This is a genomic window from Candidatus Pelagibacter sp. PS_16, assembly GCF_059417965.1.
Genome location: NZ_CM182074.1, coordinates 365,660 through 390,495, shown reverse-complemented (window position 1 = coordinate 390,495; position 24,836 = coordinate 365,660). Strand labels below are relative to the sequence as shown.

The 24,836-nt window shown below is 30.8% G+C and carries 28 protein-coding genes; 7 read left to right on the top strand and 21 right to left on the bottom strand.

Going from position 1 to position 24,836, the window contains the following annotated elements; all coding sequences use genetic code 11:
* Positions 1-41 precede the first annotated feature (41 nt).
* Together AC5SL0_RS02070 and hisD are read left to right on the top strand one after the other, a co-directional pair.
* Positions 42-953, top strand: a complete 912-nt coding sequence (locus AC5SL0_RS02070) for a bifunctional enoyl-CoA hydratase/phosphate acetyltransferase (protein ID WP_271627144.1) — start codon at positions 42-44, stop codon at positions 951-953.
* Positions 954-1,015: 62 nt separating this feature from the next.
* Positions 1,016-2,302, top strand: a complete 1,287-nt coding sequence (gene hisD / locus AC5SL0_RS02065; RefSeq protein WP_494618550.1) for a histidinol dehydrogenase — start codon at positions 1,016-1,018, stop codon at positions 2,300-2,302.
* A 1-nt stretch (position 2,303) separates the two neighbouring features.
* On the opposite strand, the gene AC5SL0_RS02060 is transcribed toward hisD, so the two are convergent.
* The 10 genes from AC5SL0_RS02060 to AC5SL0_RS02015 all read right to left on the bottom strand — a co-directional run bounded on the left by AC5SL0_RS02060 (position 2,304) and on the right by AC5SL0_RS02015 (position 11,695).
* Positions 2,304-2,909, bottom strand: coding sequence for a LysE/ArgO family amino acid transporter (locus AC5SL0_RS02060; protein WP_006997119.1), 606 nt, complete (start codon positions 2,907-2,909; stop codon positions 2,304-2,306).
* A gap of 9 nt (positions 2,910-2,918) precedes the next feature.
* Positions 2,919-4,424 carry an ABC transporter permease gene (locus tag AC5SL0_RS02055; RefSeq protein WP_006997120.1) on the bottom strand — a complete coding sequence of 502 codons (1,506 nt, stop codon included), beginning with the start codon at positions 4,422-4,424 and terminating at the stop codon, positions 2,919-2,921.
* Positions 4,417-5,466, bottom strand: a complete 1,050-nt coding sequence (locus AC5SL0_RS02050) for a quaternary amine ABC transporter ATP-binding protein (RefSeq protein ID WP_006997121.1) — start codon at positions 5,464-5,466, stop codon at positions 4,417-4,419. Before AC5SL0_RS02050 ends, AC5SL0_RS02055 begins: the two co-directional genes overlap by 8 nt.
* An 82-nt stretch (positions 5,467-5,548) precedes the next feature.
* Positions 5,549-6,511 carry an ABC transporter substrate-binding protein gene (locus AC5SL0_RS02045; protein ID WP_006997122.1) on the bottom strand — a complete coding sequence of 321 codons (963 nt, stop codon included), beginning with the start codon at positions 6,509-6,511 and terminating at the stop codon, positions 5,549-5,551.
* Between the two features lie 101 nt (positions 6,512-6,612).
* A complete protein-coding gene (locus AC5SL0_RS02040; protein WP_494618548.1) occupies positions 6,613-8,094 on the bottom strand; it encodes an aldehyde dehydrogenase in 1,482 nt (493 codons plus the stop codon).
* A 41-nt stretch (positions 8,095-8,135) separates the two neighbouring features.
* The gene (locus AC5SL0_RS02035) at positions 8,136-9,098 is read right to left on the bottom strand and encodes a hypothetical protein (protein ID WP_494618547.1); all 963 of its coding nucleotides are present in this window, start codon (positions 9,096-9,098) and stop codon (positions 8,136-8,138) included.
* A gap of 5 nt (positions 9,099-9,103) precedes the next feature.
* A complete protein-coding gene (locus AC5SL0_RS02030; RefSeq protein ID WP_494618546.1) occupies positions 9,104-9,826 on the bottom strand; it encodes a hypothetical protein in 723 nt (240 codons plus the stop codon).
* A 6-nt stretch (positions 9,827-9,832) separates the two neighbouring features.
* Positions 9,833-10,708 (bottom strand): inverse autotransporter beta domain-containing protein, encoded by an 876-nt coding sequence (locus tag AC5SL0_RS02025; protein WP_494618545.1) that lies wholly within the window; start codon positions 10,706-10,708, stop codon positions 9,833-9,835.
* A gap of 247 nt (positions 10,709-10,955) precedes the next feature.
* Positions 10,956-11,276 (bottom strand): hypothetical protein, encoded by a 321-nt coding sequence (locus AC5SL0_RS02020; RefSeq protein ID WP_494618543.1) that lies wholly within the window; start codon positions 11,274-11,276, stop codon positions 10,956-10,958.
* A gap of 8 nt (positions 11,277-11,284) precedes the next feature.
* Positions 11,285-11,695: a VOC family protein gene (locus AC5SL0_RS02015; protein ID WP_011281947.1), complete on the bottom strand. Its 411-nt coding sequence runs from the start codon at positions 11,693-11,695 to the stop codon at positions 11,285-11,287.
* A gap of 74 nt (positions 11,696-11,769) precedes the next feature.
* Between AC5SL0_RS02015 and epsC the strand changes: the two genes are divergently transcribed.
* From epsC to AC5SL0_RS01990, 5 genes are read left to right on the top strand one after another with little or no spacing between them, the layout of a single operon-like run.
* Entirely contained in the window at positions 11,770-12,348 is a 579-nt protein-coding gene (gene epsC / locus AC5SL0_RS02010) for a serine O-acetyltransferase EpsC (RefSeq protein WP_011281946.1), read from the top strand.
* Positions 12,348-13,352 (top strand): cysteine synthase A, encoded by a 1,005-nt coding sequence (locus tag AC5SL0_RS02005; RefSeq protein ID WP_011281945.1) that lies wholly within the window; start codon positions 12,348-12,350, stop codon positions 13,350-13,352. Before epsC ends, AC5SL0_RS02005 begins: the two co-directional genes overlap by 1 nt.
* Before the next feature lie 15 nt (positions 13,353-13,367).
* Complete coding sequence (locus AC5SL0_RS02000) at positions 13,368-13,577, top strand: hypothetical protein (protein ID WP_011281944.1); 210 nt, start codon at positions 13,368-13,370, stop codon at positions 13,575-13,577.
* 49 nt (positions 13,578-13,626) lie between these two features.
* Positions 13,627-13,962 (top strand): DMT family transporter, encoded by a 336-nt coding sequence (locus AC5SL0_RS01995; RefSeq protein WP_011281943.1) that lies wholly within the window; start codon positions 13,627-13,629, stop codon positions 13,960-13,962.
* On the top strand, positions 13,962-14,294 hold the full coding sequence (locus AC5SL0_RS01990) for a DMT family transporter (protein WP_006997130.1): 333 nt from the start codon (positions 13,962-13,964) through the stop codon (positions 14,292-14,294). Before AC5SL0_RS01995 ends, AC5SL0_RS01990 begins: the two co-directional genes overlap by 1 nt.
* A 336-nt stretch (positions 14,295-14,630) precedes the next feature.
* Here the strand turns inward: AC5SL0_RS01990 and AC5SL0_RS01985 are convergent, their stop codons facing one another.
* From AC5SL0_RS01985 to AC5SL0_RS01935, 11 genes are all read right to left on the bottom strand, one after another.
* The gene (locus AC5SL0_RS01985) at positions 14,631-14,975 is read right to left on the bottom strand and encodes a DUF952 domain-containing protein (RefSeq protein ID WP_011281942.1); all 345 of its coding nucleotides are present in this window, start codon (positions 14,973-14,975) and stop codon (positions 14,631-14,633) included.
* Positions 14,976-15,194: 219 nt separating this feature from the next.
* On the bottom strand, positions 15,195-15,755 hold the full coding sequence (locus AC5SL0_RS01980; protein ID WP_011281941.1) for a DUF924 family protein: 561 nt from the start codon (positions 15,753-15,755) through the stop codon (positions 15,195-15,197).
* Complete coding sequence (locus AC5SL0_RS01975) at positions 15,756-16,562, bottom strand: inositol monophosphatase family protein (protein ID WP_494618541.1); 807 nt, start codon at positions 16,560-16,562, stop codon at positions 15,756-15,758.
* The gene (locus AC5SL0_RS01970) at positions 16,562-17,143 is read right to left on the bottom strand and encodes an FMN-dependent NADH-azoreductase (RefSeq protein ID WP_011281939.1); all 582 of its coding nucleotides are present in this window, start codon (positions 17,141-17,143) and stop codon (positions 16,562-16,564) included. The genes AC5SL0_RS01975 and AC5SL0_RS01970 overlap by 1 nt, the downstream gene beginning before the upstream one ends.
* 23 nt (positions 17,144-17,166) lie before the next feature.
* Entirely contained in the window at positions 17,167-17,874 is a 708-nt protein-coding gene (locus AC5SL0_RS01965) for a cytochrome c biogenesis CcdA family protein (protein WP_011281938.1), read from the bottom strand.
* 1 nt (position 17,875) lies between these two features.
* Positions 17,876-20,563, bottom strand: coding sequence for a phosphoenolpyruvate carboxylase (gene ppc, locus AC5SL0_RS01960; protein WP_494618540.1), 2,688 nt, complete (start codon positions 20,561-20,563; stop codon positions 17,876-17,878).
* 10 nt (positions 20,564-20,573) lie between these two features.
* Positions 20,574-21,419 carry a fumarylacetoacetate hydrolase family protein gene (locus AC5SL0_RS01955; protein WP_011281936.1) on the bottom strand — a complete coding sequence of 282 codons (846 nt, stop codon included), beginning with the start codon at positions 21,417-21,419 and terminating at the stop codon, positions 20,574-20,576.
* Complete coding sequence (locus AC5SL0_RS01950; protein WP_006997137.1) at positions 21,416-22,285, bottom strand: NAD(P)-dependent oxidoreductase; 870 nt, start codon at positions 22,283-22,285, stop codon at positions 21,416-21,418. Before AC5SL0_RS01950 ends, AC5SL0_RS01955 begins: the two co-directional genes overlap by 4 nt.
* A gap of 55 nt (positions 22,286-22,340) precedes the next feature.
* On the bottom strand, positions 22,341-23,222 hold the full coding sequence (locus AC5SL0_RS01945; RefSeq protein WP_011281934.1) for an SMP-30/gluconolactonase/LRE family protein: 882 nt from the start codon (positions 23,220-23,222) through the stop codon (positions 22,341-22,343).
* Position 23,223: 1 nt separating this feature from the next.
* Positions 23,224-24,066, bottom strand: a complete 843-nt coding sequence (locus AC5SL0_RS01940; protein WP_006997139.1) for a fumarylacetoacetate hydrolase family protein — start codon at positions 24,064-24,066, stop codon at positions 23,224-23,226.
* Positions 24,067-24,087: 21 nt separating this feature from the next.
* The gene (locus AC5SL0_RS01935; protein ID WP_011281933.1) at positions 24,088-24,831 is read right to left on the bottom strand and encodes an SDR family oxidoreductase; all 744 of its coding nucleotides are present in this window, start codon (positions 24,829-24,831) and stop codon (positions 24,088-24,090) included.
* Positions 24,832-24,836: the final 5 nt, after the last annotated feature.

Sequence of the window (24,836 nt, the reverse complement as noted above, 5' to 3'; positions counted from 1 at the left end):
TACAGTATATACTTTTTAAAAATTCAGACTAAATATACCTCATGCTTTCAAATAAAGAAATTGTTTGTCCTAATAACCTTCTGGATCATGCACATAAGAAAAAAGGTGTTAATGCTGCAATCGTAAATGCAGGGTTGCCTTTACCAATGCTTTCAGTTCAAGATGCTGTTAATGAAAATTTAATAACACCTATCTTTATAGGGAATAAAAAAGAAATTCTTAAATGTGCTGAAGATTTAAAATGGGATATTTCAAAATTTGAAATCATTGATGAACCTATTGAAAATAATACTGCTGCTATTGCTGCAAAACTTGCTAGCCAAGATAAAGTAAAAATTATTGTTAAGGGTCATATTCATACAGATGTCTTAATGAAAGAAATTTTAAAAAGAGATTACAATTTACTTGGTAAAACTAGACTTAGTCACATATGGCATATGACAAATACTAAAGATGACAAGCCACTTATAATTACTGATGGTGCTTTAAATGTTTTACCCAACGTAAAAACAAAAATGCATATTTTAAGAAATGTAATTGATTTTTCAAACCGTATAGGAATTGAAAGGCCCAAAATTGCAGTTCTATCAGCAACAGAAGAAATTTTAGATAGTGTACCAAGCTCTATCGATGCAGATGAAATTACAAAACTTGCAAAAGAAGAAAATTTAAATGCTGATGTTTTTGGTCCCTTGGCATTTGATAATAGTATTTCAAAAAAATCTGCCGCTATAAAAGGTGTTAAAAATATTGTAGCTGGTAATGCAGATGTATTGCTAGTTCCAAGTGTTGAAACCGGAAATAGTTTGGTTAAAATGATGATTTATTTTATGGGAGCTTGTGCAGCTGGTGTAGTAGTAGGTGGTAAAGTTCCAATAGTAATTACTAGTAGATCTGATGAAGCACAAGCTAGATTAGCCTCTATTGCTGCAGCTGTTGTTGCTTTAGACTAATTCTTCATTGAAATAATGGCATTAATGTTTTAAATAAAGCTTCAAAATTAGAGAGGGAAACAATGGCTATAACGTACTTAAAAAAATCACCAAAAACATCTTCAACGGACGATACTAAAACAACTGGAATTGTTCAGGATTTATTAAAAAATATCGAAACTACAAAAGAACAAGGTTGTATCGATCTTACAAAAAAATTTGATAAGTACGATGGAGAAATCATCGTTTCTAAAGAAAGAATTGAAGAAATTAAAAAAACATTAGATCAAAAAACAAAAGATGATGTTCAATTTTCATATGAAAGAGTTAGAAAATTTGCTGAAGCTCAATTAAAAAATTATGGTCAAGATTTTGAAGTAGAGCTTTCTGATGGACTTTTTGCTGGTCAAAAATTAATACCTGTAAATACTGCTGGATGTTATGTACCAGGAGGTCGTTATGCACACATTGCATCAGCTGTTATGAGTGTAACAACAGCAAAGGTTGCTGGTGTAAAAAACGTTATTGCCTGTAGTCCTCCAAAAGAAGGAGTGGGTGCACATCCAACAATTATTTATACCGCAGATCTTTGTGGTGCTGATGTAATTTTAAATTTAGGTGGTGTTCCTGCAATTGCAGCAATGACTAATGGCTTATTTAATAACCCTCCTGCAGACATTATCGTTGGTCCTGGAAATCAATTTGTTGCTGAAGCTAAAAGAATTTTATTTGGAAAAGTGGGTATTGACTTGTTTGCCGGTCCTACTGAGATTGGAATTATTGCTGACGCTAAAGCTGACCCTGAGATAGTTGCTGTAGATTTAGTGGGTCAAGCTGAGCATGGTTATAATTCACCTTGTTGGTTATACACAACGAGTAAAGAGCTTGCAGAAAAAGTAATGAAAAGAGTTCCAGAATTAATTGTTGAACTACCAGAAGTTCCAAGAACAAACGCAGATGCAGCGTGGAGAGATTATGGTGAAGTTATCCTTTGTGATACTGATGAAGAAATGGCAACTATTAGTGATGAGTATGCTCCAGAACACTTAGAAGTACAGACAGAAAATTTAGAGTGGTTTCACAAAAGACTTACAAACTATGGTTCTTTATTTATTGGAGAAGAAACAACTGTTGCTTATGGAGATAAATGTTCAGGAACTAATCATATACTTCCAACTAAAGGTGCGGGAAGATATACGGGTGGATTATTCGTTGGTAAGTTTGTTAAAACTTTAAGTTTTCAAAGAATGACAAAAGAATCTACTGAATTAGTTGGTGCTGCAGCTGCAAGAATTTCTAGATATGAAGGAATGGAAGCGCATGCAAGAACAGGCGACGTTAGGCTTAAAAAGTACGGTTATTCTAGTTAAATTATATAATTTCCATTAGCACTGTTAAAGCCAAAATAGACATAAAAAGAATAATCAAATAATTTATTCTTTTCCACACTGTTGCACTTTTAAGATATTTAGAAAAATATTTTGAAAGATATCCTATTATAAAAAAAAATAGGAATGAAGAAATGGCTGCCCCAGCACCAAAGTAATACTTATCCACTTGACTAAGGCTTTTAGAGAAGTTTCCAAGGAAAAACACAGTGTCTGAATAAACATGTGGATTAAGAAAAGTAAAACCTAAAGTTTTAACTACAATGTTAGATAAATTATTAGTTTTACTATCCACATCAAATGAAGTTTCTGAAACTTTAGTTTTAATTTTTCCCCAAATAAAATGTAATAAAAATATTAAAAGTAAAATATTAAAAACTAACTCAATAGTTGGAGTAAAAAAATGATTCAGATACTGAAATAAAAAAATTCCTAAAAAAATTAATAAAAAGTCTGAAATTGAACAAATTAAACATACAATAAAAATATATTGTTTTTTTAAGCCTTGTTCTATGACAAATATATTTTGAGCACCTATTGCAAGAATTAAACTTAACCCAGTTAAAAAACCTAATATTAAATAATCCATTAAGTTTTATTAAACTCTTTTTTTACCCTGAACAACCCTATCAAGTATTAATGCAACAAATAAAATAGCTATACCCGCAAGTATACCTTGTCCAACATTAGCATATTGCAATGCCTCAAGAACATCTTGACCTAAACCTTTTGCACCAATTAGGGATGCTACAACTACCATGGCTAAACTTAACATTACTGTTTGGTTCACACCTGCTAAAATTGAAGGTGTAGCTAGTGGCAGATCTACTTTTCTCAGCAAATACCATTTAGTTGCACCGTATGCGATAGCAGCTTCTCGAATTGTTTCTGGCACTCCACGTAACCCTAAAACTGTAAGTCTTACAACAGGTGTACCACCAAAAATCATTGTAATAATTACTGCTGCAACCTTTCCAGTTCCAAAAAACGCTATTACTGGAATCATAAATACAAAAGCTGGCATTGTTTGCATGAAATCCATTATCGGTCTAATTAATGAATAAAATCTTTGTCGTCTTGCACAGAAAATTCCAAGCGGAATTCCAATTGCTATACTTAAAACTGCAGCAGTTCCTAATAAGGCAAGTGTAGTCATTGCTTTAACCCAGAAACCTAAAAAACCCATGTAACATAAAAATCCTGTAGAATAAATTGCAGCCCTGGGTCCTGCAGATAACCCAGTTAAAGTTACAATTGCAGTTATAATTACAATCCAAGGAGTTTTAACAAACAATAATTCTAAGAAATCTAATACGGACCTAATACCAATTGTTATAGCTGTAAAAATTAAATCTCCTTTAACAACGGCATAATCAAAAACAATTTCTATCCATTTAATTGAAAATAATCTTATTTCAGGATGTGTTGGGAACGTATCCATTATCTGAAGTAAGCCCGGAAAACTGTAATGGATAACTGTAAAAATCATTATAACAGAGGTAAAAACACCACTTAAAATGTAATTTTTCATCTGCATTCCTGGATGAATAGATTTATCGGATAACCATTCAGAATATTTCTTTTCTAAAATTGAATTTGCCAAAACACCCTGAACAATTTTAACTCCTATCAATAAAATAAAACCAAAAATTGCTATCCAAATTGCTGAAGCTTCTATTCTCGTAATTTCATCTAAATAACCTTGCATAGCATCCTCTAAGGATTTTATGTTTCTTTCAAAGACATCAATTTTGTCTGGATTATTTTCTATCGCAGCTTCTAATTGTTTATTTCTAAAGGCTATAGTGCTTTTTACTTGTTCAACTTTAGCAATGGCCTCTGCCGTAATATTACCAAATAAACCTCTGATTATTTGTACTACTGAAAAAGTTTCAATAATTAAAAAAGCTAAAGTCCAATTCCAAATATTACGCATTCCAAACCAAATTGGTCCAAATATGAATGCAAATAAATTAAATGAAAATGAGTAAGTAGGCTTGCTACCAATTTTTTTAAACTCTTTAATATAATAGTCTGGATTACTTTTTACAAAGTCAGTAATTAATTCATCTCTTGATGGGTTTCTGTTTGCTTTATTATCCATCACTACCCTCTACAACAGCTTTTAATAAGTCTGCCTGTGTTATTATACCAATATTTTTGTTTTCATTATTAATTACTAATATCGGCTCATCCTTAATAGAAGATTTTTCTATCAACTTATTTAGTAAATCATTTTCATGAACGCTTTCTAAATTTTTTGATATTAATCCAAATTCTTTTTCAAATTTCTCAACAGGCTGCATGATGGATTTTGCTTGAATAATTTTTAATCTAGATATTCCTTTTACAAAATCAGCAACATAATCATCTGCTGGTTTCATTACTATTTCTTCTGGTGTTCCTATTTGAATAACTTTTCCATCTCTCATGATAGCAATTCTATGACCCACTCTTACTGCTTCATCTAAGTCGTGAGTTATAAACACAGTGGTCTTTTTCATTTGTTTTGAAAGTTTGATAAATTCTGCTTGAAGCTGTCTTCTTATTAATGGGTCTAGTGCACTAAAAGGTTCATCCATTAATAAAACATCAGGATCCGCTGCTAAAGCTCTAGCTAATCCTACTCTTTGTTGCATTCCACCTGAAAGTTCATGGGCAAATTTATTTCCCCAACCTTGAAGTTCCACAATATCTAAAATCTTATTAGCAGCATCCAATCTATCATTTTTACTAATGCCTCTTATTTCAAGCGGCATTGCTATATTGTCTAAAACTGATCGGTGAGGCATTAGAGCAAAGTTTTGAAAAACCATGCCTATCTTTTTATTCCTTAAATCTTGTAAACTTTTTGGATCAAATTTCATCACATCTTCATTATCGATCAAAATTTGTCCTGAAGTAGGTTCTAGTAATCTATTAATATGTCTCACTAAAGTGGATTTACCACTCCCTGAAAGACCCATTACACAGAATATTTCTCCTTTCTTAACGTCAAAAGAGACATCTGATACACCAATTACTGAATTATATTTTTCTAAAGCTTCTTGTTTTGAAATACGATTATTTTGAATGGCATTTAATGCTTCCACAGAAGTGTTACCAAAAATCTTCCAAACATTTTTTATTTCTATAGCAGAGTCCATCAGATCCGTTCGAAAATTTAATAATTTTTTAAAGAAATATACCCGGCAACAAATTTGGTTGCCGGGTAAAATTTAGTTTAACTTAAAGGCCTAACCAACCATCAACTTTAGACTTATTGTTTTTCATCCATGTTCTAGCAACATCAGCTGGATCTTTTTTCTCAACTGAAATTTGAAAAGCCATTAATGAAACATCGTCTGCTGACAATTGAAAGTTCTTAAAGAAATCAACAATCGCTGGTGACTTTGCTTCTAAAGAAGTTCCCCAACCGATTTGGATTTGCTTAAGAGCATCTTTTGATGCAACATAAGATTTTTTGTACCAATCAGCATCTTCTTTAGGCTGAACCATTTTGTATTTTGCTTCATCGAACTTAGGTTCAGTTAACATAACTACATCAGCCATTCCCCAAATTGCATGTGGCTTGTAACAATAAAATGCATAACCTTCACCTTTTTTAATAGAGTCAAGCACTCTTGCATTTTTTACAGCTTCAGCAGCTCTGATTGCTTCAATGCCTGCATCGTATAAACCGTAATCTCTAAGTTTTACTTGGTTTACATTTGCAGAAGCCCATCCATCAGCACCAATCCAAAACTCACCTTTACCATTTCCGTCACTGTCCATTGCTTTAACAACTTCTGGTCTAGCTAAGTCTTCAATTGCTGTAATATTCATTTTTTTAGCAAATTGTTGAGACACACAATATCCTTGGTTTCCTTCGTAAGGTTTTGAACTTAACTTAAGAGTTCCTTTAGGAACTAGATCGTTAGTATAAGCCTGTTGATTAGGTAGCCAGATATCAGGGTGAACTTCTATCTCACCTTTGCTTCTATCAATTGCTGCGTAGATTGCAGTATTATTTCCTGGAACTAATTCTGCTTCTCCACCCATTTTGTCATTAACAACTGCTGCTAATAAATTTGCAATAGCTGTTGCACCTGTCCAACCTGGATCTCCAATTTTAACTTTCTCAGCAAATGTTGAAAAAGTAGCAAATAAAGAAATCAAACCAGCTACAAGTGTAGTTTTTATTATTTTCATTATATCCCTCTCGATTAATTTAAAAAAACTAGCATAACTTAAAACTTTTGAGCAAGTCAAAGAAAATTATCTACTTATAATCCCTAATATTATTTATCTTTTTATGAATGACTAATCCAAATAGTCTTGGTTTGAAGGTATTGGTCCAGAGCTTCTGTACCTTGATCTCTACTTAAAGATCCAGATTGTCTATATCCACCAAAGGGCGTTTTAATATCTCCTTCAGAAAAAGTATTAACAGAGACAGTTCCACAAGGTAAACTTTTAGCCATATGAAAAGCCCTATCTATATCTTGAGTAAAAACACTTGCATGCAATCCATACTTTGAATTACTTGCAATTTTCAAAGCTTCTTCATCACTATTAATTGTAAGAACACCAAGTACTGGTCCAAAAATTTCCTCTTGGGCAATAGTCATGTTCTCTTTTAAATCATCAAAAAGAGTTGGTTTTGCAAAAAAGCCTTTTTGATCTTTACTTGAAACTCCTCCAAATAATAATTTGGCACCTTCATCAACTCCTTTTTGAATGTACCCATCAACAGTTGCTAGATGTTTTTTAGAAATCATTGATCCCATATTAGAGCTTGGATCTAAAGGATCTCCTACTTTAAGATCTTTTACTTTTTTGGAAACTTTATCTAAAAATTCATCTTTAACTTTAGTGTGAATTATTTGCCTCATATTTGCAGAGCAGTTCTGTCCACCATTCCAAAAGGCAGAATTAATTGCATTATCAATTAAATTATCTGTAATCTTTGCATCTTCTAAAACGATGAACGGACTTTTACCACCCATCTCTAAACCAATTGTCTTTAAATTACTTTCACCAGAATATTTCATGAACAGTCCTCCAACTTCTGTTGAGCCAGTAAATGAAACTGCATCAACATCATTGTGTCTACCCAGTGCTTCTCCCACATCTCCAAAGCCAGGTAATACATTTAAAACTCCATCTGGAATACCTGCATCTTTAGCAATTTGAGCAACTCTAATTGCAGTTAAAGGTGTGTCTTCTGCTGGTTTAATTATAACAGAGCATCCTGCAGCTAACGCTGGTGCCATTTTCCAAACTGCCATCATTAAAGGGAAGTTCCATGGAACAACTCCAGCAACAACACCAATTGGTTCTTTAACAATTAAACTAGTTAACGATGGTTCTGTTGGTCCAACTTTACCAAATACTTTATCTATTAATTCTCCATACCACTGGAAATGCATTGGCGCGTCATTTGCAACTTCATTAATACAATCTCCAATTAATTTTCCAGTATCCACACATTCAAGAACTGAATTTTCTTCACCAGTTTGTCTTAATAATTCTGCAAATTTCAGTAAGACATCTTTCCTAAACTCTGGAGATGTTCTGGACCAAATTCCACTATTAAAAGCTTTTCTTGAAACTTTAACTGCTAGATCAACATCTTTATGATTACATTTTGAAACTGCACAAAGGACTTCGCCTGTTGCAGGGTTTATATTTTCAAATTTTTCGCCATCAATAGCTTCAACATATTTACCATCAATAAAGGCTCTTCCTTCAAGCTTTAAATTTTTAGCGATTGATTTGTAGTTAACAGCCATGATCTTTGTAGGCTATTACTTAAAAGATTAATTATCAATAATTAATTCATTGGTCCAAACCAGTCAAACTTATTAGTCCAGTTTCTCCAATTACAAGTTGGTCCAATTCTATTCTTGTACCACTTGTTTGATTTTTCAGCTTTAGACATAATCTTAACTAGCTTTGGATGTGTGTACTTTCCAAGATTTCTTTCACACATAATTTCATACGGATTATATGGATCTTTAGATGTTGGAGTTAGATAAACACTATCAATTAACTGAGGACACCCTTCAATATCATGAGTATACAAATTTCTATTTAATTTAAAGCCGACACTTAGCATATGATCGGTGCCACCGTTATAATGATCGGAGTAGTGAATTTTTTTCATACCTTTAATACATCTTATTCCCATTAGCTGAGTATGAAACAATTCATGTATATTAATCTGTGTTAATCTTTCTTCATTGTTATGACCATTGCTTCTTACGAAAATGCCACCTATTCCAACGCCAGCATCTCCACCATGATTTCCTTTATTAACGTCGGTCCATAAAAAATATGTTTTCTTCTTATTTGTAAAACCACCAAATTGATGAAAATAATGACCCATTTGAGTATTAACACTATTATCTTGTAATTCTTTCCAGTTCTTACTCGTTCTAATAAAAGTGATATCTAGTTTTCCATCTTCTCTATAATCATATCTAAATTTTTTACCCTCACCACCTGAACCTTTGTTTGCTTTAGTAGCCTCAAACATTGCATCATTAGCTTTTTCCAAAATATCCTGCATTTTACCATTGATATCTAGCTCTCTATCTTCTCCATCAGATGGCAGTAAATAAATAAAGTGTATTTGATGTTCGTCAGTTATATCAGGCTGATCTTCAAAAAATCTTCCAGACTTTTGATCTTTAGATAAATCTATTTTTTCAAAATCTTTAATACCCTTAGCTGATAAAGAATTTGATAATGAAAATAAAAAAACTATTAGAATTAAAGATAGAAATTTAAACAAAATTTTTATTGACCTTGAATAGTAATTGTTGCGTCTGGTGGCGTTGCATACATTCTCGCAGCTCCATCACAACTTGCACCATTGCTTACAGTTACGGCTGTGGCAGTACCAAATGCTACTTTAACAGTAGGAATTGCAGTTGGATCAAGAATAAAAGGTGCAGTTAAAGCTTGTCTTGCTTGAAAGTGAGTATCTGATGCATTTACTGTGCCAGCAATTCTTGCTCCTGCACCAGTTGCATCACCTACAGAATTTATTTCTGGAAAGTTAGTTGGATCAACAAAAGGCGGAACATACAATGTTGCTTCTGTTGAATCACCTGATGTAGTTTCAGCAACACCATGTGTACCATTTAAGTTTCCATCTCCTTTAGTATAACAAACAGTTGAGTCTGCTGTTGCAGAACCTTTTATTGTTATTGCTCTATTCATTGTCATCTGAACGTATGTGTAAGTAACACCTGATTTGGCTAAACCAAAATTTCCAAGAGTTGCAGCAGTTTCACCAGCAGTTATTGAGGCTAAATCCACATCTGTCGATAAACCTGCTTTACTTACTGTAATTGGGTTTAAACAAGTTGTAACTGAGCTACCCGTTTCGCATAACTCGAGTTTATTAACATTTATTTTATATACCGTAGCAAGACCCGAGCCCGAAGCTGCATATAAAAAAGTTACACCTAAAAAGTATAGAGTAGCTAGTATTGTTAAATTTTTAAATATTTTCATAATAGTCTATTTACTTGTTAATATTATTGATCCTTGAATTTCCATTACTAGTTTATTTCTTCTTCTAACTTTTTCTTTTAATTTTTGTTCCATGTTACTTTTTTCAAACATGTCATTTGATAAGCCATCAGACATCACCATAGATTTTTCTTTTGGTGGATAAATATAATTAATACTTAAAGAAGTTTCATCATCCACACCATTTAGTGAGGATTTGTCTAAACTTGCAACAACTTCTACTGAGTTTGTTACATCTAGTTCTAGAGAATAAATATTACCTTTTTGATCAGCAGATCCTTTTTCAGTTTCCCATTTATAACCATTATAATTAATTCTAGCCCATGGTGCTCTTGGAATTTGAGATGTTAAGTTAAAATCCCAACCAGATAAAACTTGCTCTCTATCACCATTAACAACTTCAGAGTTTGAAATTTTTGTATAGCTATTTGCAGTTAAATCTAAAATTGAACCTTTAGCTTCAATACCAAGGCCTAATCTGTCTTGACCCTCTGTTAAATCTCTATCGTAGAAAGTATTTGCGCCAAACATAAAATTTTTATCTTCAGATAGTTTTCTATAACCTAAGCCTATGTTTCCAATAATTCTTCCGGAACTGTTTATTTCCTGGTTCATCAAACTAAATTGAGTAAAAAAATTAGAGTTATCTGTTGTTTCAATATCTCTTACCCCTAATATTGAGAAGTTAAGCTGATCCTCATCACCATCATTATAATCTAAAGATACTTCAGTAATTCCTTCACCTGGGATTAAATTTGATATTTTTTCAGATACTTTATTTAAAGCTTGAGAGGCTACATCTGCATTAGCTACAGTTGTGATTATTAAACAGAGTGATGTTAAAAATATTTTTATAAATTTCATTAAACAGATTATTATAAAAATAAAAAAAAATTGATAATAAAAAAAAACCCAATTTAGGTTTTATAGACCCAAAATAGGTTTTAAAGGTATTACAAATATTAGAAATTTAAAACTTTTTCTAAAGTGTTATTTTTTTTTAGATTTTTTAGAAATTTTGAAAGAGTTTTTAATTCAATTTCAGCAAAAGGTTTCATTATTTCTTCGGTTTTGTTTGTTGGTAAAAGACCCATTTTAGTTGAATGACTTATTAATTTTTTTTTTTTAAAATTTCTATTTTTCTTCTAACAGTTTCTTTTGGTAAATTTAAAATATTTGCTACAGCATAAATTGTTAACTTACGTGCTATATAAAACTCCTCTATTTTTGATGTTCTTAAATTTTTCCATACAGCTTCCCAATCTGATCCTAACTTATCACTATGTTTTAAATAATGGGCCCCCATAACAGAAAGTATCATGAAAGAATCGTAATCAATTCCTAACATCTTTTTTAATTGTTGGAATTGGTCTGTTCGAAAATTTATTAAATGATATAAAATTTCACTGTATGCAGCTACTTTATTTGTCATTTAAAAGTTTAGCCAGGATTTGCAGTTAATGTTTTGATCTCTAAAATATTTTCATTAGGATCTTTAACAAAGAATGTTTCTTGCTCATATTTTGTTCCTTTAAATCTTAAATAAGGTTCGTCATAATATTTAGTATTTTTTTCTCTTAGTCTACTTTTAAGAGCATCAAAATTTTCTCTAGATAAATGTACACCGAAATGAGGAACAGAAACGTTACCCATATCAACATCATGTCTTTCGCTTTCAAGTTTATGCTCGCTTGCGTGAAGAGTTAATTCATTTCCCCAAAAATCTACATCTGCCCATTCTTGAGCTGAGTTATCTAATCTGCACCCTAATATTTCACTGTAAAAATGTTTTGCTTTCTCTAAATCGCCACAAGGTATTGCTAAATGAAAACAGTTGGTGTTTTTGTACATAGATTTTCCTCTTTAAATTACTTATTTAAAGCTTATATAAACCACTATAAATTTATAATCAACATTAGCAAATAATGAACGACTTTTTACAATCTATAATTGATAGAGATCCTGCGGCAAAATCTAAACTAAGTTTAATTTTAACTTACCCAGGCGTTAAAGCAGTTTTTTTTCACAGAATTGCAAATTTTTTTCAACTAGCCAAATTTTATTTGGTTGCAAGAATGATTTCTCAACTCTCTAGGTTTTTAACTGGAATAGAAATTCACCCAGGTGCTAAAATTGGAAAAAATTTATTTATTGACCATGGTATGGGTGTTGTAATTGGTGAAACTTCAGCAATTGGAAATAACGTAACCATTTATCATATGGCAACTTTAGGTGGGATTGCGCCAAGTATTAATTCAAATGACCAAAGACAAGTTAAAAGACACCCTACATTAGGTGATTGTGTTGTAGTTGGTTCTGGTGCACAAATATTAGGCCCTGTAATAATTGGCACTCATGCTAAAATTGGAGCTAACGCCGTTGTAACTAAAGATGTTCCTGAGAATGCAGTAATGGTTGGAATACCCGCTAAAAATGTTGGTACAGCAACTGAAGAATTTAAACCTTATGCGGTAGAAGAGGTAGATAAAGATACTTCAAACTAATGAAAAATATTCAAGACAATTTTATTTCTGGAATTGGTAACACTCCTTTAATCAAACTTAGAGCTGCATCAGAAATAACTGGTTGTAATATTTATGGTAAAGCTGAATTTATGAACCCTGGTGGCTCTGTAAAAGATAGAGCGGCACTTGCTTTAATTAAAGATGCAGAGACCAAAAAATTAATTTCTAAAGGTGGAACAATTGTTGAAGGTACTGCTGGTAATACTGGTATTGGCTTATGTCTACTTGGTAATTCACTTGGTTATAAAACAATCATAGTAATGAATGATAACCAAACACAAGAAAAAAAAGATCTTCTTAGAAATATTGGTGCTGATTTAAGACTAGTTCCAGCTAAACCTTATAAAGATGATGCAAACTTTGTAAAAGTTGCAGCAAAACTTGCTGATGAATTAAGACCATCAAATAATAACGGTGTTGTTTGGGCTAATCAGTTTGACAATGTTGCAAATGCTAAGGGTCATTATGAAGGAACAGGACAAGAAATTTGGGATCAAACTGAAGGTAAAGTTGATGGTTTTGTATGTTCATCTGGAACAGGTGGAACGATTTCAGGAGTAAGTAACGCTCTTAAAGAAAAAAATAAAGATATAAAAATATTTCTATCTGATCCAAAAGGATCTGCTCTTTACAATTATATAAAAAATGGAGAATTAAAATCTGAAGGTGGTTCAATTACTGAAGGAATTGGATCAAGTAGAGTAACAAAAAACTTTGAAAATGCTAAGATAGATGACGCCTACTCTATTGATGACCATGAAGCGCTTCCTATACTTTATGATTTAATTGAAAATGAAGGCTTAAGCCTTGGTACTAGCTGTGGAATTAATATTGCTGGTGCGATTAGAATGGGTAAAGAGTTGGGTCCTGGAAAAACTATTGTAACAATTCTTTGTGATAAAAGTGATAAATACGCTACCAAAATGTTTAACAAATCTTTTCTTGAGGAAAAAGGGTTGCCTTTTCCCAATTGGATTGATTAAATTTAGATAAAAATTATGACTGGTCAAAGACGTTGGTTAAAAATTTGGGCAAGAACAGTTGGGATGCCCATAGGTATTAATGACAAAGACAAACCTGAATTTTTACCTATAAAACAAAACGATGTTAAAAAAGCATTAGCTTTTAGAACATTTTGGATAGCACTTCATGTATTAACTTGCCTATTAATTATTGCTGGTAACGGCCGTGTAATGGGTTGGTGGTAATATCTAAATAATTATATATCTCTAACAATATTTCATTTAAGATAATTAGATGAATCTTACTGGCGGCTACATATTTCTAGTATTAGCAATAATACTTGGTATTTCATCCAATGGTTTCTTAAAAGCTACAGATGGCTTTACAAATATTTATCCTACTATTTTTTGCATTATTACAATTGTTGCATGTATCTTTTGTTTATCTAAAGCAATGACCATTATACCCGTTGGCTTTACTTACGCTACTTACGGGGGGCTCACTATTACAGCTGTAACAATCTTTGGTGTTGTAAAATACAATCAAACACCAAACCTTTATGCTGTTCTTGGAATATCTTTAATTATTATTGGTGTTATATTATTAAATACAATGGGAAAAACTAATTAATGAATATGACAACTTCCTACTTATTTCTAGCTTTAGCAGTAGTACTAGGTGTTGCTTCAAATAGTTTTGCAAAAAGCGCCGAAGGTTTTACTCTACTTGTTCCAAGTATTATTACGGCAATTACTATAGTTTTGTGCATGTATGCCTTATCAATGGTGATGAAAAATATTCCAATGGGAATTACTTACGCATCATTTGCGGGTCTTGCGATTATCTCAACTGTAGGTGTTGGCATAATCAAATATAATCAAGTTCCAAATCTTTATTCGATAGTTGGTTTATGTTTTATTATTGTGGGTGTACTAATGGTAAATCTTTTAGGTAATAATTAATAAAATTATTTAAATAAAATTAGTTAGAAGAGTTTCTAAAATTATCGAAATCCTACAGTTTTGCTAGGTTGCATTCAATAAATATATTTAACATAAAGTGAAATAAATATTTTGAATAGAGTATTCAAAAATGCTAATATATGAATATCAATAAAGGAGGATGATTATGAATTTATCACCACCTGACACATAACTGGTGTGATTAAATAATCAAAGACTAGATAAGACCATAGAAAATAAAAAATCTATTATTATAGATTTTAGCGTAAACCGCTGACTTATAGGGGAACTCTTTTGGAGTTTACCGAAAGGGTGACCCCCTTAAAAAAAAAGCGGTCAAAAAATATCCGGCAACACATGATTGCCTTCATCATCTAAAGTAATATCAAATTCATTTACTACATTAGAAATATCTAGTGGTGAATATAAATGTGGAAACATATTTCCATCTGATGCTTGTTCCCAAACTAAATGATCTAGTTTTAAAGTATCTACCTTTAATAAAATTAAATCTTTTTGGTTTTGGTAAAATTTTTTAAGAGTTCCGGCAACTTGATCATCACCTGAAAAATGAATATAGCCATCTTCCAAATCTTTTTTAGAACCTGTTAATTGACCTTTGCTCTTAATTTCATGCCATTCAGATTTGGTACATATTTTATAAACAAATTTGAAATTCATTTAAAATTTATATTATTCAGTGGGGATATTAACAATAAGAAACTTCCCTCTTTCGAGGGAAGCTAATATTAACTATCTAATAGAGAGAGAAGATAATGTTAATTTTTGAATTTTGTAGGCTCCTTATAGACGGCACTTTAAGATATTAAAATGACTTATTGTCACTACAGCAATGCAGAGATTGAATAGCTTATTTTATTTGTTCATTTAGTGAACATTTTACCAGGATGAATTTGGTTGAGCTAGAAACTCTATTTCCTCAGGAGTAGATTTTCTAACTAACACTAAGTTTCGATGAGGATATCTATGAAATTTCTTTATTACTAAGGTGTGATCTTTCCAAGATTTTTTTATAGAGATTAAACCTGGATGATCTTTTAAGAATTTATCTAGTAGATAATAGGCCATATCATGATCTGTGATCTCTTCACTGTGAATTAGTGGTAATATCATAAACAATCTTTGATCTTGATCCATTTCATCTAAAAAGCCTGCATAAACAGAATCGTTAACTATCAACCTTGCTTTATGATCTTGGATAAAAGCTTTCGGATCATCTCTAAACATATTTCTTGAAAATTGATCAAATAAAATAACTAGAGCTAAAGAACCAAGGGGACTATCTTGCCAATCATCATACTCATTTGAACCTGCTAACTCATAATCTTTTAAAAAATTCTTTTTTATTAGCGCATCAAAATCTTTATGTCTTTGAAATCTTTTTTTTGGTGGGGTTTCTTTAAACCAAAAATCTAATATCTTTTTAGTTCTTGTATGCATTTATTTTGAAACTGGTTTTAAAAGCTTAAGCATTTTATTATGAATAGATTGATTAGCTGAAACTAAAATATTTCCAGCATTAACTGCGTCTCTATTATCCCATGTTGAAACAATACCTCCTGCAGCTTTTATAATTGGCATCAATGGGTGAATATCCCAAATTTTATTAGTAGCCTGAAAGACAACATCAATTTTCCCCTCACATAAATGGGAGTAACTTAATGCATCTGCAGTTGGAAATTGCATTAATTTTAAAACTTTTGGAATTGTCATTTGTTGTTTAAGAGAGACCGCTCCATGAAATGCTCCTGATACTTTTATCTGACTAAATGGTATATTTTTTGAAACAGAGATTTTTCTTTTTTTACCCTTTTCAAAAACAAAAGAATTTTTATTATCAAAATTTAAATAATATTTATTTAGTATTGGAAAGTTTGCTAAACCAATAACGGGTATACCTTTAAAATTTAAAGATATCAAATTACTCCATGTTGGATTGCCTATTACAAATGATCTTGTTCCATCAATTGGGTCTATGACCCATGTGTAATCACTAGTTGATTTTTTGTGACCAAACTCTTCACCTATAACTTGATGACTTGGAAATTTTTTTTTTATCTTTAATCTAATAAATTTTTCAAATGCTTTGTCAGATGTTGTTACTGGGTCATAGCCTTTACCTTTAAGTTTGTTAGATATCATGAAAGTTTTATTAAGTTTTGAAAAATAAAATTTATTTAAGTATTTTGCTAAGGTATTTAGAAAGTTAGAATATAACTTGTAATCCTTTTTATTTAATAAATTCATTAAATTATATTTTCAATTTGTTTTTCAGCTTCTTTAATTGATTTCTCATAATCTAACGCCATTTGATCAGCACTTATTACTTCAACTTTTTCAATTCCAAAGAAATTTAATATAAATTTTAACCATGGAGTTAAAAAATCCTCTGAGCTATTTAATTTAGTTCCACCTGAAGTAATTACTAAATAAGCTTGTTTATTTTTAAGTAATCCCTCTCTTCTCCCATTAGGTTTAAACTTGAAAGTTTCACCAATTCTTGCTGCTAGATCACACCAAGCTTTAAGAGTTGCTGGAGGGCCATAGTTATAAATTGGCGCTGAAATTATAATGATATCACTTTCTTTTAATTCACTTACAAGTTTATCTGATAGTTCAAACATTTTTTTATGCTCTTCAGTTTGGTCTTTTTCTGCAATCTTCATTCCAGACTCAGTTAAACCACTAACAAAAAGCATATCGTCATCTAAATCTCTATAAATTACTTCATCGCCTGGTTTTTTGATTTTATTTAATAATTTTTTTGCTAATGCTCTTGAACTTGATCCTTCTTTTCTGGCACTTGAGTCAATTTGATAAATTTTCATAAGTATAGATTGTTATTAACCTATTAACCGAAGTTTTGCAAAAAGGGTAAATAGTTTAAAATATAGTAGCCAAGAACTTGTAATTGATTTGTTAAAATTAAAATTCCTGTAATTAAAAGTATTATACCACCACCTTTTGTGACTAAATTAATATTTTTTTTGAAGTTTTTTGAAAATAATAAAAACTTTTGCATCAAATAACCTGATAAAATAAAAGGTATCGCTAACCCAAGTGAGTAAAAACTTAAAAGTAAAATTGCTTTGTAAATAGTTTCTTCTGTAGAGGCTAAGGCAAGTATCGACCCTAAAATAGGCCCAATACATGGTGTCCATCCAAAGCCAAATGCCATTCCCACAATAAATATAAAGAAAATATTATTTGATTTTTTTGTATAAAATTTCTTTTCAATGTTAAGAAATTTAATATTTAAAACACCAATTAATTGAAGAGAAAATATGATTATTATAACTCCAGCAATAATTCTTAAAATTTGAGAATTTTGTAAAAGAATTTGCCCCAAAAAAGAAGCAGTTGCACCAAAGATAATAAATACAAAAGAAAACCCTAATGAAAAAACTATCAACGGTAATAAATCAATTTTCTTTTTTTCTAGAATTTCACTTAATGTACTGCCAGTAATAAAGGAAACATAACCAGGTATTAAGGGTAAGACACATGGAGACAAAAAGCTGATTAAACCAGCCCCAAAAGCTATAATTAATTCAATCATATTACCCTGTGTTTTTCATGGCTGCAGATATACCAGCAATAGAAGTCATTAACGCATCATCAAGATATTGTTTTTTATTTTTATTTAATTTTTTTAATGTAAGTTTTTTCATAACTATTGATTGAGTTATGTGTAACACCTCAGAATAGATATTTCTAATAATAACAGATGTTCTAAATACCTTTCTTTGTTTTCTTATTTGAAATGGCGTGATTACTTTATTTAATCTTTTTAATGTTTCAAATTGCGATCTTAACTTTTTTCCTACAATTTTAAGCTTTTTATCTGCTAGTTGGTTTTCATATACTTTTGATATTTCTGGATCAACTTTAGAAATTACCATATCTAAAATATCCATTGTTGAATTAAAAAAAGGCCAGTTTTTTTCCATATCTACTAATATTTTTTTAAATACCTTGGATGACGCATAATTTAACGCTTCTGTTGTGCCAAGCCATGCAGGTAAAAATAATCTAATTTGTGTCCATGCAAAAACCCAAGGGATAGCTCTTAAACTTTGTATGTTATCAACATTTTTTCTTTTTGAAGGTCTAGAACCAATTGAAAGTTTACCCAATGCTTTATGAGGGGTTACAGTTCTAAAATATCTTATAAAATCTGATTTTTCATTAATATTACTCCTATAAGATTTCATGGAAATTTCTGACATTTTTTCAATTAATTGTTTCCATTTTATTTTAGGTTCTGGTGGAGGGTTTAACGTTGCCTGAACCACTGCCCCTATATAGCTACATAAATTATATTTTGCTAATGGTTCATAACCATATTTTTGTTGGATAACCTCACCCTGATCTGTAATTCTAATTTTTCCATTAACTGAATTTGCTGGTTGTGATTTTAATGTTGCTTGAATTGGTCCTCCGCCACGCCCTGCAGATCCACCACGACCATGAAAAAAAGTAATGTCAATTTTATACTTCTTAGCTAATTTCAAAATTTCATCTTGTAATTTATATTGATGCCAACTAGCAGATAATTTACCTGCATCTTTACTTGAGTCTGAATAGCCAATCATAATTTCTTGTTTATAATTGATTGATTTTCTATACCAAGGCAACGAAAATAAACTGTTCATTATTGATTTGGCATTTCTCAAATCATCCAAAGTTTCAAATAAAGGAACTACTCTTAATTTATTGACAATTTTGGCTTCTTTTTGCAAATAGGCAACAGATAATATATCTGATGCCGCTGAAGTCATTGAGATAACGTAGGCACCCAAACATTCTTTAGGTTGATCAACAAGTACATTAAATGTAGACCAAACTTCTTTATTTTCTTTGTTTTTAAGTAAAGAATTTTTTATTAAATTTTTTTTACTTTTAATTCCTGAAGATAGAAAAGCGAGTTTTTCACTTTCATTCCATGAAAAATAGTCTTTATTGTATTTCTTTTTTACAATTTCTGAGATTAATTTGGTATGTCTTGAGGATTCTTGTCTAATATCTAATTTAGCTAAATTAATTCCAAAACATCTAGCCCTTCTAATTAAGTCCAGCAAATCACCTTCTGCAATATTTTCACTTTGGTTTTGGATTAGTGAGTCTCTTACAACTCTAAGAGGTGTTAAAATTTCACCAGTATTAGATAAAAGTTTTTTATGATCCAATGGTTCTTTATTAACCAGATGTTCTTTTATCAAAATATGTGTTGCTCGTAATTTGTCCCTCAATGGTCTTAAAAAAACCCTATAGGGTTCAAATGTTTTACCTGTTATATTTAATATTTGTGTAGAGCACTTTTTCATAGACAATGAACGTATTAAATTCGTTAATTGTTTTTCATATAGTTTTGCAGCTTCCCATCTAGATAAAAGTAAGGCTTCGCTAGTAACTTCTGCTGTAACATTTGGATTGCCGTCTCTATCACCACCCATCCATGATCCAAATTCAATTGGATTAAAGTTTCTAGGAAGTGATTTTCCCATATTTTTAAGAAAGATGTTATTTAGTCTTCTATATACTTTGGGAATAGAGTCCCAAAGACTGTCTTCTATTACTGCCAATCCCCATCTTGCTTCTTCAGACGGTGTAGGTTTCGATCTTTTAAGCTCATCAGTGTTCCATATAATGGTTATTTCATTATATAAATCTTTATCTAAGGTTTTTAATTTTGATAGATTTTTTTTATATAAATCTCTTTGTTCTAAAATTTTTATAATTTTGTTATATTTTTGTATTAGTGTTCTTCTTTTAACTTCTGTTGGGTGTGCTGTTAAAACAATTCCAATATTTAGTTTTTTTGCAACATCATAAATTTTTTTATTGGTAATCTTTTTATCTTTAAAAAGTTTTTCAAATATTTCTTCAATAAAAATATTTTTATTACTGTTTTTTTTATTATTTTCATATTCATCAAGTTTTCTTGATGCATCTGTAGTTTCTGACAGATTTATAAAGTTCATGAAATGATTAAAAGCCCTTGCTAACTTAAAGGTATTTTCAGGGTTTAGATTTTTAATTTTATTTAAAATATTCTTAAAAGGATCTTTGACATGTTTGTTGGCTAAATTTGCTTTAGAAAGTAATCTCGTATCCTCTACTAGTTTAAAAAAACTTTGTCCTTCTTGTTTTTTTATTACTCTTCCTAAAACATCACCTAGATATCTAACATCTTCTCTTAATGATTTTGTTGGTATTCGTTCGTAATAAAGGTCTCTTTTGATCATCTTGTCTTAATTATTGTTCTAAAATAACTTTTGAATTTTGAGAGCCCAAACTGTCAATATTTAGCTTCATCTCATCACCTTCTTTAAGAAAAACAGGAGGATCCATTCCAAGTCCAACTCCAGGAGGAGTTCCTGTAGTCACTATATCACCAGGCATTAACGTTATAAAACTTGTAATATGAGCTACCAAGAAGTTAAAATTGAAAATCATCTGATTGGTGTTACCTGTTTGATGTCTGTGACCATTAACATCTAGCGTTAAATTTAAATTATTAACGTCTTGAATTTCATCTTTAGTTACTAAATAAGGCCCTAAAGGTCCAAATGTATCACCAGATTTACCCTTTACCCACTGACCTCCTTTTTCTTTTTGCCATTCACGTTCACTGATATCGTTACAAATACAATAACCAAAAATATAATCTTGTGCATCTTTTTCTAAAACTCTTTTTGCTTTTTTTCCTATGACAAAAGCAATTTCAACTTCATGATCTAATTTTTTTGAAGTCTTAGGAATAATCACATTATCGTTTGGTCCAACTATAGAATGAACTGACTTATTAAATAGAACTGGGTTATCAGGTGTTTTTGCTCCTGTTTCTTTTGCATGCTCAACATAATTTAAGCCAATTGCAAAAAAATTTCCTGGTTTAGAAATACAAGACCCTATTCTTTCATTTTGATTTACCTCTTCCAGGTTCTCTAAATTTATATCTTTAATTTTATCTAAAGTTTCAAAATTAATAGTTTCTGAATTTAAATCTTTAATAATCGATGATAGATTTCTATATTTTCCATTTCTATCTAGTGCTACAGGAATTTCTTGACCTGCCTTTCCAATTCTTAAAAATTTCATTTTTTATTTATTTTTTCTATTGCTTTATATAAAGAGCTATGATCTGTATTTCCCTGACCATCTGCTACTAAATCTTTATACATTTCTTTAACTAAACTAGAAATAGGCAAATGAGTTTCAGCTGCTTTTCCAGCATTAATAATGTTAGTCATATCTTTTAGTTGTGTTGTAGTTTTTCCTTTTGGGGTAAAATCTTTGTTGATCATTCTTTTTCCATGAGTTTGCAATATTTTACTATCAGCCCAACCCCCTGATAAAGCTTCAATCATTTTATTTGGGTTAGTGCCTGATTTCTCACATAATGTAACAGCTTCTGCTACAGCTCCAATGGTAACACCAACAATTATTTGATTTGCTAGTTTTGAAATTTGACCAGAGGAAACAGGTCCAACTAAAGTTGGGTTGCCTAATATTTTAAGAAGATCATAACATTGTTTAAATGTTTCTTCATCACCGCCTACCATAATAGCAAGAGAGGCTTCTTCTGCACCAATTGTTCCGCCAGATACAGGTGCATCTAAATAATTAATATTTTTTTCTTTTAAAATCTTAAAATATTTTTTTGTAATAACGGGGTTAACTGAGCTCATATCAATTACAGTCGCTCCCTCTTTAATATTAGATATAAACTCATCACTGCCCATTACCTTTTCTACTGCAGCATCATCTGTAAGCATCGTAATAATTACATCAGAATTTGTAACAACGTCTTTGATGGATGTGGATATTTCTGCTCCAAATTCTTTTAATCTATCTGCTTTATCTTGAGATCTATTATAAGCTCTTAAGTTAAAGCCTGATTTAAGAAGATTTTTTGCCATTGGAAACCCCATAAGACCAATTCCAATAAAGCTAATATTCTGCATATGATTTATTATATCCTATAATATTTTTAAACTACACTTAATCACTTTGTAATTTTTATATTTTAAAGGATTTTGACTTAATCCCCTTAACATTTGTTTTAATTTTAAAAAAAGAGCCTGAAAGTTTATATTTCTTAATTTCATTTTTAGTCATACCCTTTAAGGCAGTTGATATATAAATTTCATTATTACTCAATCCACCAAACGTACAATTAGTAATATTTTTTGCTGGTAATTCAATTTTGTGAATTTTTTTACCTCTTGAATTATAAACAGAAATACATGCTCCACCATAATGACAAATCCAAACATTTTTTTTTGAATCAATTGTCATTCCATCGGGTGAGCCATCTATTTTTGAAAATTTTAAAAATTTTGTCTTTTTAATTATCTTGTGTTTTTTATTTATTCTAATTTTATAAATTGTTTTACTTCGACTATCAGTATGTAAGAAGTTTTCAGAGTTAATAAAAGCAGGACCATTTGTAATATAGTATTTTGTATCGACTTTATGAATATTAAGTTTTTTATCTAAGCAATATAAAGATCCATTTTTAATGTTTCTCTCAAGATTATCCATAGTACCAAACCACAATCTACCTTCAGGATCAATTTTTCCATCATTTATTCTATTTAGAGGTTTGTCTTCTTCAATTGGAATAGATCTAATAGTTTCTTTATTTTTTAGATTAACAATTCTAAGCTCTGATTGTAAACCAAGTATAAAGATATCTTTTTTAATGTGAGCTAGAAACCCAATTTCTTTATTAATCTTTATAATTCTTCTTTTATTAGTTTTAACATTTAAAGTAAAAATCTTTTTTTTCTTAATATCAACAAAGTAAATTGAATTATGTGATGGCACCCATAAGGTGCCTTCACCTAATATTGTTTTCGAATTCCATATAACTTTGGGCTTTGAAGTTATGATATTCAAATTATTCAGCTACAACTTTTGAGTTTTGTTCACCTAAATTATCAATTGATAATCTAATTGTGTCACCTGCTTTTAAAAATACCTGTGGTTTTTTTCCCATACCTACTCCTGGAGGTGTTCCAGTCGTAATGATATCACCCGCTTGTAACGTCATGTACTTACTTAAATATGAAACAATAAAGAACACATTAAAAATCATTTTATCTGTGTTTCCAGTTTGCATTCTTTGCCCATTAACATCTAAGCTTAAATTAAGACTGTTAATGTCGGAGATTTCATTCTTGGTAACTAAATAAGGTCCAATTGGTCCATAAGTATCATGTGATTTTCCTTTAACCCATTGTCCCATTTTTTTAAGTTGCCATTCTCTTTCACTCACATCGTTTACTAAACAATATCCAAGAATGTGATTTTCAGCCTCTTTTTCACTAATATTTTTAGTGTCTTTTCCGATAATTATTCCCAATTCTACTTCCCAATCAAGCTCTTTTGAATCTTTTGAAATTTCAATATCATCGTTAGGACCATTAATTGAGCTTGTCGCTTTCATGAATACAATAGGTTCTGATGGAGCATCCATACCAGATTCTGCTGCATGGTCAGAATAATTTAAACCAATTGCTACAAACTTTCCTGGCTTATTAATACAAGCTCCTATTCTCTCAGAATTTGAAATTTCAGTTAAACTTTCTAAATCTATACTTTCTAATTTTTTAATAGTTTCAAAATTTACAGTATCTGAATTTAAATCAGTAATATGAGAACTTAAATCTCTAAATTTTCCATTTTTATCTAATGCTGCTGGTTTTTCTTTTCCTTTAACACCTACTCTTAATAGTTTCATAATTTACCTTTTCTTAATTTATTAAATTGAAATTCCACCATCAACAGAAATTGTTGTTCCTGTAGTAAATGTTGCATCGTCTCCAGCTAAATAAACTGCTACAGCAGCTATTTCTTCTGCTGTTCCTAGTCTTCCCATTGGTTGTCTTGCTATAAAATCTTTCTTTGCTTGTACCGGGTCCGGGCTTTGATTAACTCTATCTTGCCAAGAAGGTGAAAATACTGTTCCTGGTGCAATAGAATTGCATCTAATATTTTGTTTTACAAAATCTGCAGCTATTGATTTAGTTAAGCCAATTACTGCTCCTTTTGTAGTTCCGTAAACAAATCTATTTGGAAAACCTTTAAGGCTAGAGGCGCATGACGAAACGTTAATTATACTTCCACCATTTTGCTTAACCATTAAAGGTAAAATTGCTTTACACATTTGATACATAGATTTGACATTTACATCAAAAGAAAAATCCCAATCTTTTTCTTCACATTCTAGAATAGTTCCATGATGAACAAAACCTACTGCGTTGAATAAAACATCAACTTTATCAACACTTTTCATAAATTCTGAAATAGCATTATTGTCTGTTGAATCTAAAGTTTGAACTTTAATTTTAGGATATTCTTTATTTAATTCAGCTAAAGTTTTATTATTTAAATCTGTTGCAGTTACATTTGCTCCTTCATTATGAAGTGCTATAGCCGTTGCTTTACCAATTCCCTGGCCTGCAGCTGTTACAATAATATTTTTACCTTCTAGTCGATTGCTCATGTTTT

Excerpts from the sequence above, each read along its gene's own strand:
- AC5SL0_RS01950 (WP_006997137.1), bottom strand. The coding sequence starts at position 22,285 with ATGCAGAATATTAGCTTTATTGGAATTGGTCTTATGGGGTTTCCAATG.
- AC5SL0_RS02030 (WP_494618546.1), bottom strand. The coding sequence starts at position 9,826 with ATGAAAATATTTAAAAATTTAACAATACTAGCTACTCTATACTTTTTA.
- AC5SL0_RS02025 (WP_494618545.1), bottom strand. The coding sequence starts at position 10,708 with ATGAAATTTATAAAAATATTTTTAACATCACTCTGTTTAATAATCACA.
- AC5SL0_RS01965 (WP_011281938.1), bottom strand. The coding sequence starts at position 17,874 with ATGATTGAATTAATTATAGCTTTTGGGGCTGGTTTAATCAGCTTTTTG.
- AC5SL0_RS02015 (WP_011281947.1), bottom strand. The coding sequence starts at position 11,695 with ATGTACAAAAACACCAACTGTTTTCATTTAGCAATACCTTGTGGCGAT.
- AC5SL0_RS01935 (WP_011281933.1), bottom strand. The coding sequence starts at position 24,831 with ATGAGCAATCGACTAGAAGGTAAAAATATTATTGTAACAGCTGCAGGC.
- ppc (WP_494618540.1), bottom strand. The coding sequence starts at position 20,563 with ATGATCAAAAGAGACCTTTATTACGAACGAATACCAACAAAATCATTA.
- AC5SL0_RS02020 (WP_494618543.1), bottom strand. The coding sequence starts at position 11,276 with ATGACAAATAAAGTAGCTGCATACAGTGAAATTTTATATCATTTAATA.
- AC5SL0_RS01940 (WP_006997139.1), bottom strand. The coding sequence starts at position 24,066 with ATGAAACTATTAAGAGTAGGTGTTAAAGGAAAAGAAAAACCAGCAGCA.
- AC5SL0_RS01990 (WP_006997130.1), top strand. The coding sequence starts at position 13,962 with ATGAATATGACAACTTCCTACTTATTTCTAGCTTTAGCAGTAGTACTA.
- hisD (WP_494618550.1), top strand. The coding sequence starts at position 1,016 with ATGGCTATAACGTACTTAAAAAAATCACCAAAAACATCTTCAACGGAC.
- AC5SL0_RS01995 (WP_011281943.1), top strand. The coding sequence starts at position 13,627 with ATGAATCTTACTGGCGGCTACATATTTCTAGTATTAGCAATAATACTT.
- AC5SL0_RS02055 (WP_006997120.1), bottom strand. The coding sequence starts at position 4,424 with ATGGATAATAAAGCAAACAGAAACCCATCAAGAGATGAATTAATTACT.
- AC5SL0_RS01985 (WP_011281942.1), bottom strand. The coding sequence starts at position 14,975 with ATGAATTTCAAATTTGTTTATAAAATATGTACCAAATCTGAATGGCAT.
- AC5SL0_RS01980 (WP_011281941.1), bottom strand. The coding sequence starts at position 15,755 with ATGCATACAAGAACTAAAAAGATATTAGATTTTTGGTTTAAAGAAACC.
- AC5SL0_RS02070 (WP_271627144.1), top strand. The coding sequence starts at position 42 with ATGCTTTCAAATAAAGAAATTGTTTGTCCTAATAACCTTCTGGATCAT.
- AC5SL0_RS02000 (WP_011281944.1), top strand. The coding sequence starts at position 13,368 with ATGACTGGTCAAAGACGTTGGTTAAAAATTTGGGCAAGAACAGTTGGG.
- AC5SL0_RS01975 (WP_494618541.1), bottom strand. The coding sequence starts at position 16,562 with ATGAATTTATTAAATAAAAAGGATTACAAGTTATATTCTAACTTTCTA.
- AC5SL0_RS02050 (WP_006997121.1), bottom strand. The coding sequence starts at position 5,466 with ATGGACTCTGCTATAGAAATAAAAAATGTTTGGAAGATTTTTGGTAAC.
- epsC (WP_011281946.1), top strand. The coding sequence starts at position 11,770 with ATGAACGACTTTTTACAATCTATAATTGATAGAGATCCTGCGGCAAAA.
- AC5SL0_RS02045 (WP_006997122.1), bottom strand. The coding sequence starts at position 6,511 with ATGAAAATAATAAAAACTACACTTGTAGCTGGTTTGATTTCTTTATTT.
- AC5SL0_RS02005 (WP_011281945.1), top strand. The coding sequence starts at position 12,348 with ATGAAAAATATTCAAGACAATTTTATTTCTGGAATTGGTAACACTCCT.
- AC5SL0_RS01970 (WP_011281939.1), bottom strand. The coding sequence starts at position 17,143 with ATGAAAATTTATCAAATTGACTCAAGTGCCAGAAAAGAAGGATCAAGT.
- AC5SL0_RS02060 (WP_006997119.1), bottom strand. The coding sequence starts at position 2,909 with ATGGATTATTTAATATTAGGTTTTTTAACTGGGTTAAGTTTAATTCTT.
- AC5SL0_RS01955 (WP_011281936.1), bottom strand. The coding sequence starts at position 21,419 with ATGAAATTTTTAAGAATTGGAAAGGCAGGTCAAGAAATTCCTGTAGCA.
- AC5SL0_RS02040 (WP_494618548.1), bottom strand. The coding sequence starts at position 8,094 with ATGGCTGTTAACTACAAATCAATCGCTAAAAATTTAAAGCTTGAAGGA.